Annotated in this window: 10 protein-coding genes and 1 pseudogene; 10 read left to right on the top strand and 1 reads right to left on the bottom strand. The window is 63.6% G+C overall.

Features of this window, described 5'->3' with window-relative positions; genetic code table 11:
- Positions 1–306: 306 nt before the first annotated feature.
- From NEK97_RS05215 to NEK97_RS05175, 9 genes and pseudogenes are all read left to right on the top strand, one after another.
- Positions 307–2,041: pseudogene (locus tag NEK97_RS05215) on the top strand (ABC transporter ATP-binding protein).
- Positions 2,038–4,116 carry an ABC transporter ATP-binding protein gene (locus NEK97_RS05210; protein WP_306672811.1) on the top strand — a complete coding sequence of 693 codons (2,079 nt, stop codon included), beginning with the start codon at positions 2,038–2,040 and terminating at the stop codon, positions 4,114–4,116. Before NEK97_RS05215 ends, NEK97_RS05210 begins: the two are co-directional and overlap by 4 nt.
- Before the next feature lie 62 nt (positions 4,117–4,178).
- Positions 4,179–4,598, top strand: coding sequence for a thioesterase family protein (locus tag NEK97_RS05205; protein WP_235519731.1), 420 nt, complete (start codon positions 4,179–4,181; stop codon positions 4,596–4,598).
- Positions 4,599–4,680: 82 nt separating this feature from the next.
- Entirely contained in the window at positions 4,681–5,442 is a 762-nt protein-coding gene (locus NEK97_RS05200; RefSeq protein ID WP_257368859.1) for a copper homeostasis protein CutC, read from the top strand.
- An 87-nt stretch (positions 5,443–5,529) separates the two neighbouring features.
- Positions 5,530–8,664: a glycoside hydrolase domain-containing protein gene (locus NEK97_RS05195; RefSeq protein WP_257368858.1), complete on the top strand. Its 3,135-nt coding sequence runs from the start codon at positions 5,530–5,532 to the stop codon at positions 8,662–8,664.
- 1 nt (position 8,665) lies between these two features.
- Complete coding sequence (locus NEK97_RS05190; protein ID WP_257368857.1) at positions 8,666–10,603, top strand: DUF5107 domain-containing protein; 1,938 nt, start codon at positions 8,666–8,668, stop codon at positions 10,601–10,603.
- A gap of 72 nt (positions 10,604–10,675) precedes the next feature.
- Positions 10,676–12,910, top strand: a complete 2,235-nt coding sequence (locus NEK97_RS05185; protein WP_257368856.1) for an McrB family protein — start codon at positions 10,676–10,678, stop codon at positions 12,908–12,910.
- 73 nt (positions 12,911–12,983) lie between these two features.
- Positions 12,984–14,192, top strand: a complete 1,209-nt coding sequence (locus NEK97_RS05180) for an McrC family protein (RefSeq protein ID WP_257368855.1) — start codon at positions 12,984–12,986, stop codon at positions 14,190–14,192.
- A gap of 35 nt (positions 14,193–14,227) precedes the next feature.
- Positions 14,228–14,482 (top strand): hypothetical protein, encoded by a 255-nt coding sequence (locus tag NEK97_RS05175; RefSeq protein WP_257368854.1) that lies wholly within the window; start codon positions 14,228–14,230, stop codon positions 14,480–14,482.
- 3 nt (positions 14,483–14,485) lie between these two features.
- On the opposite strand, the gene NEK97_RS05170 is transcribed toward NEK97_RS05175, so the two are convergent.
- Complete coding sequence (locus NEK97_RS05170) at positions 14,486–16,156, bottom strand: cell wall metabolism sensor histidine kinase WalK (protein WP_257368853.1); 1,671 nt, start codon at positions 16,154–16,156, stop codon at positions 14,486–14,488.
- Between the two features lie 99 nt (positions 16,157–16,255).
- Here NEK97_RS05170 and NEK97_RS05165 point away from each other — a divergent pair, with 99 nt between their 5' ends.
- The gene (locus NEK97_RS05165) at positions 16,256–16,999 is read left to right on the top strand and encodes a response regulator transcription factor (RefSeq protein ID WP_257368852.1); all 744 of its coding nucleotides are present in this window, start codon (positions 16,256–16,258) and stop codon (positions 16,997–16,999) included.
- The last annotated feature ends 20 nt before the right edge of the window (positions 17,000–17,019 follow it).

Raw genomic sequence — 17,019 nt, 5'->3', positions numbered from 1 at the left:
CACGGATCCCGTCCTTGTGTGAAACACCCGGCGTAATACGTGGGCCGTGACGAACAAGGGCGGGACAGTAAGCGCCGGCTGGGTAACCCGGCCGGCGCTTTGCTGCGTTCCAACCTGCCTGTCGCTGGGCCAGATGCACCGGCGGGAGCACCCGGGACACGGGAGATACTCCGCTGGGATGATCTTTTCCCTGGGTCGTTTCGCCACAGCAAAGTATTTCGTACAGTGGGGAGGCTAATACTGTCAGCCCTTGCTGCCAAACTTCTTCCTGTCTCATTCACGCACTCTTTCTAAGGACCCGTGGGCATGCTTGTCACCCTTATACGGCGCTATTCCAAGCCGTATTTGCCGCAGATAGCGGCCGTGCTGTTCTTTCAGCTGGCCTCTACCATTGCCACGCTCTACCTCCCCAGCCTCAACGCCAAGATCATCGATGAGGGTGTCTCCCGCGGGGACACCGACTTCATCTGGCAGACCGGTGCCCTCATGCTCGCGGTGGCCCTGGGACAAGTGCTCTCCGCCATCATCGCCGTCTACTTCGGGGCCCGGGTGGCCATGGCCATCGGCCGCGATCTTCGGCGCAGCGTTTACCGTCAGGTCAGCGGTTTCTCGGCGCAGGATGTCAACCGTTTCGGTGCCCCCACGTTGATCACCCGCGGCACCAACGACGTCCAGCAGGTCCAGATGCTGGTTCTGATGGGCCTGAACTTCATGGTTTCGACACCCATCATGTGTGTTGGCGGCATCATCATGGCACTCCGCGAGGACCTCAGCCTCTCCTGGCTTGTCTGGGTCTCGGTCCCGGTCCTCGTCGCAGTGGTGGGTTACCTCGTGGTCCGCTTGATGCCCTTGTTCCGCTCCATGCAGACCAAGATCGACGCCATCAACGGTGTGCTCCGTGAACAGATCATCGGCATCCGCGTGGTTCGTGCGTTCGTGCGTGAGCCCCACGAAGCCAAACGCTTCGGTGATGCCAATGACGAGCTGACCGCGGTGTCCGTGAAGATCGGTAACCTGTTCGTCCTGATGTTCCCGGCCATCGGGATGATCCTGCACCTCTCCACGGCCGCTGTGCTGTGGTTCGGTGGCCAGCGCGTGGACTCCGGCGACATGCAGGTTGGCGCGCTCACGGCGTTCCTGCAGTACCTGCTCCAGATCCTCATGGCCGTCATGATGGGTACGTTCATGGCCATGATGATTCCGCGTGCCTCCGTCTGCGCCGACCGTATTGGTGAGGTGCTCGACGTCGAGCCTTCCATCCATAACCCAACCTCACCGGTGGTGCCCGCTGAGAAGAAGGGACGTGTCGAGTTCCGCGACGTCACCTTCAAGTACCCCGGCGCCGAGGCACCCGTACTGAGCAACATTTCCTTCACGGCAGAGCCGGGCAAGACCCTGGCCATAATCGGTTCAACGGGTGCCGGCAAGACCACCCTGGTTTCGCTGCTGCCGCGACTCTACGACGTCGCTTCAGGTGATGTACTGCTCGACGGCGTACCCGTCACCAAGATGGACGCCTCGGAGATCACCAGCCGCGTCTCGGCTGTTCCGCAGAAACCGTATCTGTTCTCGGGCACGATCGAGCACAACCTTCGTTTCGGGAAGCCGGATGCAACTGACGAGGAACTGTGGGATGCGCTGGAAACGGCGCAGGCCAAGGGCTTTGTGGAGGAGAAGTCGTCCGGCTTGAACCGACGCATCGCCCAGGGCGGAACCAACGTCTCCGGCGGGCAGCGCCAGCGTCTGTCCATTGCCAGGGCCCTGGTCACCAAACCCAACGTCTACCTGTTCGACGATTCCTTCTCCGCCTTGGACGTTGCCACCGATGCCCGGCTCCGGAAGGCCCTCAAGGCCAAGACGAAGGACGCCACGGTCATCATCGTGGCCCAGCGTGTCTCCACCATCGGCGGACGCCGACGAAATCCTGGTCCTGGACAACGGCCGGATCGTGGACCGTGGAACGCACGACGAACTGCTGGAAACGTCGCCCACGTACCAGGAAATCGTTGAATCACAGTTGAGCGTGGAGGAAGTGGCATGAGCGGGCAGAACCAGCAGAAGAAGCGCGGCTGGGCTGCCAAGGCAGAAGCCGCCAAGAATGCCAAGGCGACAGCCGAGGCCCAGGTCGCAACCGAAGTGCTTGAGGACGAAGACTTCGTAGAAGAGGAATACGTCCCCACAGAGGCTGATGGCGGCATGTTCGGCGACGTTCCGGCCAAGAAGGCCAAAGCGTTCTGGCCGTCGGCGAAGCGGCTCATGGGCCTGCTGAAACCCGAAAGTGTCGGCGTGTACATCGTGATCAGCCTGGTGGTCGTCTCGGTGGTCCTGAACGTCATTGCCCCCAAGGTCCTCGGTAGTGCCATGGACGTCATCTTCGGCGGCGTCGTGGGGAAGCAAATCCCGCAGGGCGTCTCCCAGGAACAGTTCGTCGAGCTTATGCGCCAGCAGGGCCAAGGCAACTTTGCGGACATGGTCTCCAAGATGGAACTCACCAACGGGATCAACTTCCCCAAGCTGACGTTCCTGATTTCGATCGTGCTGCTGATGTATTTTGTGGCCAACATCTTCCTCTGGGCACAAGGGTGGCTGCTCAACAGAATCGTCATGCGGGTCATCAAGAAGCTCCGCAACGATGTCCAGGCGAAGCTCAACAGGCTCCCGCTGAACTACTTCGACACCCGCCAGCGTGGAGACATCCTGTCCCGCGTGACCAACGACGTCGACAACGTCCAGCAAGGCCTGCAGCAGGCATTCTCCCAGTTGGTCAGCTCCGTGCTGACGGTGCTGGGCATTACGGTCATGATGTTCATCGTCTCCTGGGAATTGGCGTTGATCGCGTTGATCGCCCTGCCGCTCTCCGGCATCCTGGCAGGCGTCATCGGTGCCCGCAGCCAGAAACTGTTCGCGGCACAGTGGAAGAACACCGGCGCTTTGAATGGCCAGATCGAGGAAGCGTTCTCCGGCCACGATCTTGTGAAGGTGTTCGGCCGCGACGCCGACATGCTGGAGCGCTTCGATGAGAAGAACAACGAACTCTACAAAGCATCGTTCGGTGCCCAGTTCGTCTCGGGCGTGATCTTCCCGGCGATGAACTTCGTGTCCTACCTGTCCTATGTTGGCATCGCCGTCGTGGGTGGCCTGCGGGTCGCGTCGGGCTCAATGAGCCTGGGTGACGCCACGGCCTTCATCCAGTACTCGCGTGAATTCACCCAGCCCCTGGGCCAGATCGCCGGCATGGCCAACATGCTGCAGTCCGGCGTTGCTTCTGCCGAGCGGGTCTTCGAGTTCCTCGATGCCGATGAAGAGATCGAAGAGACCGGCACGCGCCACCTGCCGGCCAAGACCGACGGCCACGTTGAATTCGAGCACGTTTCCTTCAGCTACGTGGAGGACAAGCCGTTGATCGAGGACCTCTCCTTCAGCGCTGAGCCCGGGCACACGGTAGCCATCGTCGGACCAACCGGGGCGGGTAAAACCACACTGGTCAACCTGGTCATGCGTTTCTACGAGCTCAATGCCGGCCGCATCACACTGGACGGCGTGGACATCAAGGACCTCAGCCGTGCCGAGCTGCGCTCCAAGGTGGGCATGGTGCTGCAGGATGCCTGGCTGTTCGGTGGAACGATTTACGACAACATCAAGTACGGCAAGTTGGACGCCACGGAAGAGCAGATCATGGAGGCGGCCAAGGCTACCTACGTGGACCGTTTCGTACGTGCCCTGCCGGACGGTTACCAAACCATCATCGACGAAGAAGGCAGCAACGTCAGTGCTGGTGAAAAGCAGCTCATCACCATCGCGCGCGCGTTCGTGTCCGACCCGTCCCTCTTGATCCTGGACGAGGCGACAAGCTCTGTGGATACCCGGACCGAGCTGTTGCTGCAGAAAGCCATGGCGGCACTGCGTACTGACCGGACCAGCTTCGTTATTGCCCACCGGCTCTCCACTATCCGCGACGCCGATACCATCCTGGTCATGGAGAACGGCAAGATCGTGGAGCAAGGCAACCACGCACATCTGCTCACCCTGCAGGGCGCGTACTACCGGTTGTACATGTCGCAGTTCGCGGGTGAGCAAGAGACCGCGGTGGACGATTCGACGGCGGTGCACAGCTGAGCACGGAATTGCCGGCTACCGGAGCATCCGCCACGCCCCAGCGCATTGAGGTCCTCGTGCCCATGCGTTGGGGCGACATGGACGCCTACGGCCACATCAACAACGTCCAGATCGTGCGCATGCTCGAGGAAGCCCGTATCGCAGCCTTCGGGCCTCCCCGTGGTGCGGGACTCCCTGGGGTTGAGCCACCGGCAGCTCTTTTCAACGATGTTGACGAGGGCACCATGACCCTGGTTGTTGAACACAAGGTCCGCTACGTCCGGACGCTGGAATACCGCAATGTTCCGGCCGTCGTGGAGATTTGGGTGGGCGCCATCAAAGGGGCCAGCTTCGATCTGCACTACGTCATCAAGGACCCGGTCACCGGGGAGGAGTGCGTCAAAGCCAGCACGCACCTGGCCTTCGTCGCTGAGGCCAGCGGCCGCGTCCTCCGGCTCACTCCTGAACAAAAGGAGCAGCTGGGACGCTACCAGGCTCCCTGACGTCAAGCACGCGTGCGGCCCCCGGGATACGTTCCCGGGGGCCGTTCGCGTAGGCGAACCCACGGGCACGTAGAGTTTCAGCATGAAACTTGAAATAGCCGTAGTGAGTGCTGCCGGAGCAGGGATCGCCGCCTCGGAAGGCGCGGACCGCATCGAACTGTGCAGCAGCCTGGAACTTGGTGGCATCACGCCCAGCCAGGGCCTCATGGAAGCCAGCCTGGAACACGTCGACGGCCGTTTGGAAATCCACCCGCTGATTCGATGCAGGCCCGGCGATTTCCGGTATTCCGCCTCGGACGTGGACACCATGGTGCATGAGATCCGGCACTTGCTGGCCCAAGGTGCGCACGGGGTTGTGGTGGGAGCGCTCACGGGGGCCGGCGAGCTGGATGTCCGCATCCTGCAACGCCTGGCGGACGCCGCCCGGGACGCCAACCAGGACGCCGAATTGACGTTCCACCGGGCCATCGATCAGTCCAAGGACCCGCTGGGCGCCTTGGAGCAGCTCCTCGAACTGGGATTCACGCGGGTCCTCACCTCCGGGCACGAAGCCACGGCAGGAGCGGGCCTGCCTACTTTGGCCGCCATGGCAGAACGGGCCGGAGCTGACCTGCAGATCATGGCCGGTGGGGGATTGGCGCTGGAGGACATCCCTGCCATGCACAAGGCAGGCCTTTCGGCTGTTCACTTGTCAGCCAAGAGGACTGTCTCCACCCTCGGCGAGGGAACGATTTCCCTCGGCGCCCAGGATGGCAACGATCCCACGGCCTACACCGTCACCGACCGCGAAACCGTTCGGGCCGCCAAAGCGATGGTCAACGCATTGAACGGCGCCGAAGCTTAACCAGGCCGCCGCCGTCCAGCCCAGTGCGGGCGAAATTCCAGTGAGTACGCATCGTAATGACCCTTTACAGAGGGTGCCGCAACGCCAATGATTGAAGGATTCACCAACTCGGTGAAAAGCCCCGGAAGCTACCTTCAGGAGTCCCCAGCGATGCCGCTGCCCTCGCCGGTTTCATCGGCCCCCGCCCACCCCCTTCCATCTACCAGCAGCAGCCCCGGACATCCGGAGGTGGAGTGCGGCATCGGGGAGTGGGACAAGCTGCTGTACGGAAACCATCGCTTCGTCATTGAGGTCGGTACAACGCACACCCACACCGAGGGAGCCGAAGCAGCAGGCAGGGCACACCGTGTGGTTCTGCCGTGGCGCCGGCAGGACCCCGAGCCGGCAACGGTGGAGGTCATTGTTGTCTCGGCGCGCTCCGGAGGCAGGGTCAGGAACCTCACGGTGGAGCAGGCTACGAGGGAGTCGGGAACCCTGGTGTTCGAAGCCATCGACGGTGCCGGCATCTACTTCGTCTACTACCTGCCCTACGCAATGCTCGGGAAACCCCATTATCCGCAGGCGCAGTACCTCCCGCGGCGGCCGGCCGCGGATCCGGCGTGGGCGGCCGCCGTCGGGGGTTCTGCGTGGGCGCCGGAACGCGGGCTGCCGCGCGCTGAGGTTCTGCGCTACGAGGCCGCCAGTGAGCGGGACTCGTTCGCGCCGATGAACTTCACGGCGAGCGCCATCGAACTGGAATCACTCCACGCGCGGCACCCCGGAGAGGCCTTCCTGGTGTTCCCCGAGGACCGCCTGAACCCTGTTTCCATGCGGGCGGACCTGCCCGCGCACTGGGTGATCAACGGCCCATCGGACACGTTCCGGGCCGCAGCAGAACCAGGCGAGGACTACGTGGTCCAGCTCGGGTTGTATGCGCAGCGAGACCTGGCAGGGGTCTCCGTTGAGGTCGCGTCAGCATCGGGCGGACACTGCATCAACACCGACGGTGTGGACCGACTGGGCCGGCCGTGGCATAGGACCCTGGACGTTCCAGCGGGGACGGTACTGGCCTTGTTCGTTATCCTCCCCATCCCGAAGCACGCTGCCGGGACCACTCACTATGCGTCGATCACGGTCAGCGCGACGGGACACCCAGCGCGGAATGTCGAGGTCGCGCTTGATGTCCTCCCAGAGGAAGAGGCGGACCCGGTGGTCAGCGCGGGCGGTTTCGGCGACCCGCGCTACCTCCGACGCCTCGCTTGGCTGGATTCGGCCGTGGCTCAGGACTCGGAGCTCGTGGCGCCGTTCACCGCAGTAACGCTCGACGAATCCGCCAGGACCCTCGGAACCCTGGGCAGGACGCTGCAGCTGACGGAATCGGGACTTCCGGCCCAGGTAACCTCAACGTTCACCGCCGCTGTGACGTCAACTGAAGGTCCCGCCGTCGAGCTTCTCAGTGCGCCCATCCGGTTGGACGTGGACGGTGTGGAGTGGACGCATTCGCCGCTTGAGTTCAAGCGGGAAGGCCCGGCCCGAATCTCGTGGCGTTCCAGGTGGACCGCCCGGGCAGGTCAACGTACTGCCATGTCGCTCGAGTTGAAGGGCGTTCTCGACGCCGACGGAACAGTGACGTACGGCCTGCGCCTCACGCCCGGGTCGACGTTCGCAGCGGGCGACGTCGGCCTGCAGTTGGCGCTCCATCGGGCCGCGGTTCCGTTCGCAATGGGTTTGGGCGTGCCGGGCGGACGGCGGCCTGAAACCCTTGACTGGACGTGGGACGTCGCAACGAGGAACCAGGATTCGCTGTGGTTGGGTGGGGTGAACGCCGGACTCCAACTGGCTTTGCGGGACGGCAGCTACGAGCGTCCGCTCAACACCAATTTCTACCGCGAAAAACCGTTGGTGGAACCGGCGTCGTGGGCCAACCGGCAGGGCGGCACAGTTGGGGGCGGGGTGAGCCTTCGGACTTCCGGGGACGAGGTCGCGGTCCGCGCAGCCAGTGGTGCCCGAACCATGGAAGCGGGCCAGCCACTGGACTTCGACTTCCGGCTCCTGCTGACGCCGTTCAAACCCATCGAGCCCGGAAAGCACCTGGGCAAACGCTACTTCCACGAGCCCGCCGAACCTTCCGACATCAAAGCTGCCGGAGCCACGGTGGTCAACATCCACCACGCAACAGCACCGGCACCATACATCAACGACCCCCTGCTCAGCGTCGAACGGCTGCGGAAGTACGTGGCTGCTTGTCACCAGAGCGGACTCAAGGCCAAAATCTACAACACCGTCCGGGAGCTCACTTTCCACAGCCCGGAGCTGCTGCCTCTACTGCAGCTCGACCATGAGATCTTCAGCGACGGCCCCGGGGCAGGCCACATCTGGCTACAGGAACACGCCGGCAGCGGCTACGTGTCCGCGTGGTTCGCGCCGAACGTCGAGGACATCGCAGTGGTGACCACAGGCGAGTGGCGGTGGGAGAACTTCTACGTGCGCAGCTTGCAGGAACTGGCCATGGGAGATGACGGGATCGACGGTATCTACCTGGACGACATCGCCTACGACCGGCATGCAATGTTGCGCGTGCGCAAGGTCCTCGAGAGGGCCTGCGCGACGCGGGGTGTGGTTGGACCGGAGATCGACCTCCACTCGGCCAACCAGTTCACAGCGCATGACGGGTACGCGTCCTCGGCCAATCTGTACATGGAGCAGCTGCCCTATGTGGACAGGCTATGGCTGGGGGAGTACTTCGACTACGACAACACAGACCCCGACTACTGGTTGGTGGAACTGTCCGGCATTCCTTTTGGCCTCATGGGCGAAATGTTGGAAGGCGGGGGAAACCCATGGCGTGGCATGGTGTTCGGCATGACCGGCCGGGCCCCCGCCGTCGATAACCGCCCACTCTGGGAGTTCTGGGCAGCCACCGGCCTGGAGGGCGCGCAGATGCGGGGCTTCTGGGACCCGCAATCACCCGTCCGCACAAGCCATCCGGATGTTCTGGCCACCACTTGGCTCACGGAGCGCGGAATGGTTGTGGCGCTCGCATCATGGGCCGGGCAAACTGAGGACGTGACGTTGATATTCGACGACGACGCCCTCACCTCCTGGGGGCACGGCGCTGCCGCCACCGGCCGTCGCATGGAAGCGCCCGCGATCCGCGGCTTCCAGCCAGCCGCGGAGTACGCCCCCGGCCAATCAATAACCATCGAGCCGCAGCGCGGCCTCCTTCTCTGGATCGGATTCTGACGTGGCACACACAGCAACTTCCAACCTGACCGTCACCACCATCCCGCTGACCATGGCCGAGCTAGGCCCCCTGAATCCCCTGCCTGTGGTCGCAGCCGAACTGGACCAGCCCTACACCGTGGGCGAGGGCATCCCTGAGGAACTCCAGGCCTCGGCCCGTTACGGTCTGGTGCCCAACGTCTACCCGTACCTGATGCAGGACGGCTACAGCCGGGAGGCAGCACCCAAGGAGGTGCCCGCCGTCGTTCTTGAAAACAGCAAACTGAGGGTGACGGTCCTTCCGTCGCTGGGCGGCCGCATCTGGGAACTGTTCGACAAAGCCACCGGCAAACAGTTGCTCCACACCCACGACGCCCCGCAATTGGCCAACATCGCGCTGCGCAAGGCGTGGTTCGCGGGCGGACTGGAGTGGAACATCGGCACCCGTGGCCACTCGCCCACCAGCTGCGATCCGCTGCATACGGCGATCGTCCACACGCCTGACGGCAAGCACATCCTTCGGATGTGGGAGTACGAACGGCTGCGCGAAGTGGTGTTCCAAGTGGACATCTGGCTTCCCGAGGATTCGGCCGTGGTGTTCGCGGCCGTCCGGCTGCGAAACCCCAACGACCACGACGTCCCCATGTACTGGTGGAGCAACGCAGCCATCCCGGAAACCGAGCGAACCCGAGTCATTGCCCCGGCCGACGAGGCCTTTGGCAGCGACTACACCACGGACATCACCCGCGTCCGGCCCACCAGCCACGAAGGCTACGACGGAACCTGGCCGGTCAACAGCCCGCATGCAGCCGACTTCTTCTTCGACATCGACCCCGGCGAGCGGCGCTGGGTGGTAGCAGCAGACGACGACGGCGACGGGCTGGCGATGCTGTCCACGGGCCTCCTGCGCGGGAAGAAGCTGTTCGTCTGGGGCCAGGGCCAAGGTGGCAAACGGTGGCAGGAGTGGCTCAGCCCCGGAGCAGGGCCCTACGCGGAGATCCAAGCGGGCCTGGCGCAGACACAGTTCGAACACCTGGTGATGCCGGCCGGCGCGGAGTGGGCCTGGGTGGAGGCATACGGTAACGGGCATCTGGACCCTGAAGCTTCGCATGGCGCGGACTGGGGTGCTGCAGTGGCCGATGCAAGCGCGCGCCTGGAAGAGCTGCTGCCCCACGATGATCTTGAGGCCATGCTTCCGGCCGCCATCACGAATGCCGACGTCCCGCCGTCGAAAATGCTCCTGTTCGGCAGCGGCTGGGGTGTGGTGGAACGCGCCCGGCGGCTCAAGGCAGGCAGGCGCTGGATCGACGAAAGCGGGACCCCGTTCGTGGACGAGAGTGTCACGGAGGAACAGGAACCCTGGCTTGGGCTTCTTCACGGAAAGGCGTTCGACGGCGCACCCAGTTACGTTGCCGGGGCGGATTGGGAGGAGTTGCTGGCCGGGCAGCACAGCCCCGAGGCAGAGTTCCACCTGGCCACCATGAAGCACGCACGGCAGGACCTCGAAGGCGCAAAGGAAGGGTACCGGAAGGTCCTTCAGGCCAAGGGGGTGCGGAGGCGCACCAAGGCGCTTGCGCACCGCGGACTTGGCCTTGCCCTGCTCGCGGTCGGCCGCGATGAGGAGGGGCTCTCTGAGCTGCGGGACGGGGTGGAAACCGATTCCTCCGCTACTGCCTTGCTCTCGGAGGCCGTCACTTTGGGTATCAGGCATGGCGATCCCACTATGGCCTTGGACCTGGCGGAGTCGGCACCGAAGGAGGGGGCCGCCGTCGGGCGCTTGACGTTCCTCAAGGCGCTCGCGCTCGCAAGGGGTGGCCACGCAGCCGAGGCCGCCGCGATACTGCGCAACGGCGTCGAAATTCCGGACCTCCGGGAGGGCGAAGACGCGATTTCGGCGCTGTGGGAGGAAGTGTGCCCAGGTGAACCCGTGCCGGCGGCGTACCAGTTCGGCATGCACTGACGGGAGCGCCGGCCCGGGCCGCGAACCTGTGGATATCCAGATGCTTGCTTAAGCCAAACAGGGTAAGTTGGCATGGTGATTCCCTCCGTAGAACCTGCCCTTGACCGCGCCCCCGGAGTCTCCAAGGAGATCGAGGACGCGGCCTGGTATGTGCTCGGTCCGGCGCTGAAAGGGAGACCGTCGGCGCTGGACGGACGGACGCTGACGTGGACATCGGACGCCGCCGCGGAGCTGCTTGAACGGCTCGAGCGCGGGGTGGGAGACTCCAAGGCGCCCATGATGACCAACCTGCGCCACAACCTTGACGGTGCCTCGCGGGAGGCCAAACTCCTGGCCGTTGAACTGCTGTTCCTGCAGTCCCTCCCGCTCGCCCACGAGGTCAAGTCCCTGAGGGTGAAGCGTGCCCGGGTTGCCGAGGCAGCATCGTGGGTTGAGCCGCCTATAGAGCTCCCGGAGGAACTCTATGAGGGCATGACGGACCATGGCGTCATCCGTGACCGGACCGCGGAATTCAACTGGACCATCTGGGACCACCTGAAGTGGCTGTGCCGTTTTGTGGCGCACGTGGACAGCCAAAGCACAGCAACCATCAGCCAGGCGCTCGCGGACCCCTTGGCCTTCCACGAACTTGCGGCCGGCACACCTGGGGACCAGCCCGCCCTGCGCCGAAGCATCGAGTACCTGGTGTGGCCAAGCTACTTCGAGCCTGTGGTGGCGGACGTCGAACGGCAAGAAATCAGGGACGCTTTCGCGTCGCTGGTGGGCGGGGCCAAGGGCGAAACGGACGAGGACATTACCGCGGACATCCACCGCATCCGCTTGCACCTGGACGAGCAGGCCGGGCAGCGCATCGACTGGTACGCGCGCCAATTGGTGAGCCAGTGGCGGAAGGTGGGGGACCCGGGTCGTCGTTCCTGGCTCCTGCGCACGCACCACGACAACGCCGATCTTCTGGCTTCATGGGTTGCCGAAGAAAAGGCCACCCTGGATGTTGAGCACCTGCGCACGCTCACTGCGGGAGTTACCGCGGGGGTGGTCCAGCATGCCGTGGACGAGGACTACAAGCATCTTGGCTATGTTGAACGGGAAGACACCAAGACGGCCGTCTTTGCGTTCCTGACCGTCATGAAACCGGGCGACCTCACCCTGTACCAGCACGCCGGCCGGGTGCGGGTCGGTGTGGTTCTCGGTGAACCGGAGCACCACGAGGACAACCGGCGCATCCGCCGCAAGGTCCGCTGGTTCGATGACAGCTACGCCATTCCGGAACTTCCGCGCCACGCCCAGCGGCAGCTCTCCACCCCGGGCATCCTGGTGGACGTCACCCGGGTCATCCAGGCGCTGCAGGAACTGCTTCCGGTGGAGGCCGAGACCGACGGCGAGGACGAAGCGCCGCCAACCGCCGTCGTCGAGGTTGTCCAGCAAGGTTTTCGTCCCCTGACTGAAGAGTTCGCGGCGTCCCTGCACATGGACCTGGAACCCCTCCAGGAGATCGCTGAACTGCTGGAGGAAAACCGCCAACTGGTGCTCTACGGCCCCCCGGGAACAGGCAAGACGTACCTGGCCAAGCACCTCGCCGCCGAACTCGCAGGCGACCACACGGACGAGCGCGTGAAGCTGGTCCAGTTCCACCCTTCCTACGCCTACGAGGACTTCTTCGAGGGGTACAGGCCGGACAAGACCGACGACGGCCAGGTTTCCTTCAAGCTCGTCGCCGGACCCCTGCGGCGCCTCGCTGAGGAAGCGGCCAAGCCAGAAAACGCGCACAAGCCGTACTTCCTGATCATCGATGAGATGAACCGTGCCAACCTGGCCAAGGTGTTCGGCGAGCTCTACTTCCTGCTGGAGTACAGGGACGACCGCATCTATCTCCAGTACAGCCCCAACGAGCCCTTCAGCTTGCCCGACAACCTCTACATCATCGGCACCATGAACACCGCGGACCGTTCAATCGCCATGATGGATGCTGCCATCCGCCGTCGTTTTGCGTTCATCGAACTGCACCCCAAAGAGGAGCCGATCCGTGGCACGTTGCGCCGGTTCCTGGAAGCGCGCGGCCTGGATACGCTCAACGCCGACCTCCTCGATGCGCTGAATGACGCGATAGACGACTGGGACCGTGACCTCATGATCGGGCCGTCGTATTTCATGAAGAACGCGGCCCAGAATCCCGCGGGCCTGCGCCGCATCTGGAAGTACGAGCTCATGCCGTTGCTGGAGGAGCACTACCACGGGCAGCTGAACCGGGCACAGTTGGAAGAACGCTTCGGCCTGGAACAGTTGCTGGGACGTCTTGCAGCCCGCTAACGCCATCCCGCCGAAGCCCGGCCGGGCTCCTGCGAGTGCCCGCCGCGGACCATCGGGTCCACGGCACATTGTCATGGACGAGCTCTCCGGCGGAGTAGTGGACAAGCTGGATCCCGAATCGGCGGCGTTTATCAACGCCAGCGGACTGGCGAAGGCATCGCCCATGGGCATGGGCCTCTACCGGATAGAACCGGTGGGCAAGGTGGGCTCCGTGCGCACGGCCACGGTGCAGTTGGAAGTCCGGCCCAAGGACCGCCTTGGCCTGAACCGGCTGCTTTTCCTGCTCAGCTACGCCGGCGAGCAAGGCTTCCGCGACCAGTCGGTGGAGGCCGTGGAGCACCCGGACTTGTGGAGCGCGCTGGCTGAGTCGCTGGCCCAACTTGCGGACAAGGCACTTAGCAGGGGCGTCCTCCAGGGCTACCTGACAGTGGACGAATCGCTGCGGACGGTCAAGGGCCGCATCCGCATCTCGGACCAAATCTCCCGCCGCCCCGGAATGATGGTTCCGTTGGAGGTGTCCTACGACGAATTCACGGAGGACATTGCCGAGAACCGGATTCTTCGGGCCGCCTTGGAGCGGATGGGACAGGTGCCCGGTGTCCGGCCCGACGTCCTGAGCCGCTTGCGTCAGCTTAAGGGCAAGCTCGACGCCGTCACCCGCCTTCAGCCCGGGGCTCCGCTTCCGCCGTGGCGGGCCAGCCGGATGAACCTCAGGTACCACCCGGTGCTGCGCCTCTCCGAGGTGATCCTGCGCAACGCCTCCGCCGAAGCCGGTGTGGGCAAACAGCAGAGCGCCTCCTTCGTGGTGGACATGGGCAAGGTTTTCGAAGAGTTCGTTGGCGCAGCCCTGCGAAGTGCCATGAGCGCGCATCCGGGAGAGACGCGGCTCCAGTACGGAGCCCTGCTCAACGAGGCCGTCCGTGACTCCGACCGCATCACCGTCCGGCCCGACGCCGTCCACTTCCTGGGCGGCCGTCCCGTGGTGGTGTACGACACCAAGTACAAAGCCGCCTCCGACGCCGGTGCCTCCTTGAGTGCCGACCACTACCAGTTGCTGGCCTACTGCACCGCGCTCAGGGTTCCCACTGCCTGGTTGGTGTATGCCGGTTCGGGGGAAATGAAACTGCGCCGGATCCTGAACACGGACATCGACATTGTGGAGTATCCGCTGGACCTTTCCCGGCCTCCTGCGGAAATCCTGGCATCGGTGGCTGACCTCGCCGAACAGTCGTGGGGAGAAGTGGTGCGCCAGGCTGTGGCGGGTGGACCGCCGTCGGACTAGCCTGAAAGGAACCTATCCGGAGTGGAGGAAAAACCATGGCTCGCAAGAAATCGTGGCGGGATATGAGCAAGGGCCAGCGGATCTCCGTGGTGGCCAGCGGCGTGGTGAACATGGCGTTGCTGGTGGCCGCGCAGCGGAGCATCGCCAAAACCCCGGACGCCAATATCCGGGGCAGGAAGGGCTTGTGGCGGGCCGCATCCTTCATCAATTTCTTCGGTCCCGTCAGCTACTTCCTGTTCGGCCGGCGTCGTGACTCGGCCTTGGTGGGAGGATCACCGGCCAAGCGTTGAGCCTCAGGCGGGCACCTTCACCGTGAAGGTCGTGCCGCGGCCCGGTTCGCTTTCCAAGGTAATGGTTCCTCCGTGGGCTTCAACGATGGCCTTGCTGATGGGCAGTCCCAGCCCCACCCCAGGGATAGCGCTGTTGCGGACGCCGCCGGCACGGAAGAACTTGGTGAAGGCCTCGGCCTGCTCTTCTTCGTTCATGCCCATGCCGGTGTCGGTGACACGGCAGAAAACGAAGTCCTGGTCTTCCCACGCAGCTACCTCGACGTCTCCACCGTCTGGGGAGTACTTGATCGCATTGGACACCAGGTTGTCCAGCACCTGCGCAATCCGTGACGAGTCGACGTGCGCCTCCAAGGCGTCCGGGAGGTTCATGGATAGCCTGATCCCGGCCTTAGCTGCCCGGGGTTCGGCGGAGGAAACACTGCCCCGCACCAGTTCCGCGACGTCCACGGCATGTGGCTGGATGGCTATTTGGCCCGAGCGGACAGCCAGGAGGTCCGAGACGAGGGTGAGCAGCCGTTCGGCGTTGCGCCGGACAATATCAAGCTGCTTTCGGGACCTCGCATCCAACACATCAGGATCGTCAAGGATCAGTTCAACGTAGCCCAGGATGGACGTCAGGGGAGTGCGGAACTCATGGGAAACGTTGGCCACAAAGTCGTCCTTGGCAGCCAACGCGTTCACCAACTCCGTGACATCGCTGAACACCACCACTGACCCGGCAAACTTCCCGGCATCGTCCACCATGGGGCGGGCGCTGGCGGTGAAGGCACGCTGGTCCTTGCCGTCGCCGAGCCACACCAGCTGGTCGGTGAACCGTTCGCCCAGTACAGCACGGCGCACTGGGCGGCGGTCGGCCGGCAACGGGGTGGTGCGGTCGGTGTCGAAGATGAGCAGCTGGGATTCGTTGGGGTCGTCGTTGTCCGGGGGAGTCGCCAAGGCGTGGGTCTGCCGTTGGCGACGGTTCATGAGGATGTCGTGCCCGTCCCCGTCCACCGCCACCACACCCAGCGGCAAAGCCTCCATGACAGTGTTCAGGAGCCGCTCCTGCTTGGTGCTGACATCCAGTGCTTCCTTGAGTGCCTCGTCCTTCTGCTCCATGGCTCGCTGTTGGCGAACCATGCTCAAGGTCAGGACGCTGACCGACACGCCGATGCCAAGAATGAGTATGGGGAACAGGAGCGGCTTGGTCAGGGCCTGTTCCGAGAGGTCACCCCGGGCGAACAATGGGGACCACACGATGACCAAGGGGCCAATGAAGGACAGGGCTATGGCCAGCTTCGGGTAAAGCCCGGACGCGCACAGCCAAATGACCGGCAGTACCACAAGGACGCTGAGGCCAGTGAGTGCTTCCTGCCCGCCCTCCCGGCCGAACGCGATGGACACCATGTCCAGGATGGGGATGGCCAGGAAGCTGGCAAAGGGAAGCCTGTGCCACGGCACAATGATGCACAATGCCAACAAAAAAGCCTGGCTGAGCAGGAAGATCAGGAACAACGGATTTTCGAGTGTGGCCGGAAAAAACAGCCAAACCAATACAGCCGACAAGCAGACACATACCGATAACGGCAATTGGCTGAGGACTACCCGCATCCGCAGGGTATGTTCATGGAAGGAGCGCTGAAAGATCAACAATTTCTTCTTTTCGCCAATATCCCAAAAAGAAGGGCCGGTCATGGCACATCCACCACGGATGCAGAAGAAATTTGGTTCATGAGATCAGCCTAACCATAACGGATATACTTCTGAGGTTATCGAAGGGGCTGAGGGGCAGCGATGAGTGAAGTACGTGTGGGGTTGGTCATTGAAGATGACCAGGATATCCGCGAATTGGTACGTGTGGTTCTATCCCAGGCGGGGTTTGATGTCCACACTGCGTCCACGGGATCTGCCGGCGTCATGTCGGCCCGCGAGTTGAATCCGGACGTCATCACATTGGACCTCGGCCTTCCCGACATCGACGGTTTTGAGGTCGCGCGCCAAATCCGCAAGTCCTCGGACGCCTACATCATCATGCTCACCGCACGCGCTGAAGAACTCGATACCCTCATGGGCCTCGAAGCCGGCGGCGACGACTACCTCACCAAGCCATTCCGTCCCCGCGAGCTGCGCGCCCGTGTGGAGGCCATGATGCGAAGGCCCCGCGCGTCGTCGGACACCAGGAGCGCGCCGGACGAAGCCGATCCCGAGATGGCCCATAACGGCCTGTCCGTTTCCGCGGGCTCACGCACCGCCGTGCTGAATGGCAAAGAACTCAAACTGACCCGCACCGAGTTCGACCTCTTGCTGGCCTTGCTGGAGACAGGCCGGATTGTGCGGACCAAAGCCGATCTGGCGCGCCGCCTCAGGAACGAACCATACGACGTCGGAAGTTACGTCAGCGACGCCGATGAGCGTGCCGTTGAGGTACATATGGGCAACCTGCGGAAGAAGCTTGGGGACAGCATCCAGGCACCGCGTTGGCTGGAGACGGTCCGAGGCGTGGGATACCGGCTCGCACCACCGGTGCAGAGCAACTAAGGCGCTTCGTCACAGAACCG

This window comes from Paenarthrobacter sp. UW852 (assembly GCF_024608385.1).
Lineage (GTDB): Bacteria > Actinomycetota > Actinomycetes > Actinomycetales > Micrococcaceae > Arthrobacter.
This window is presented reverse-complemented; position numbering and strand designations above follow the sequence as displayed.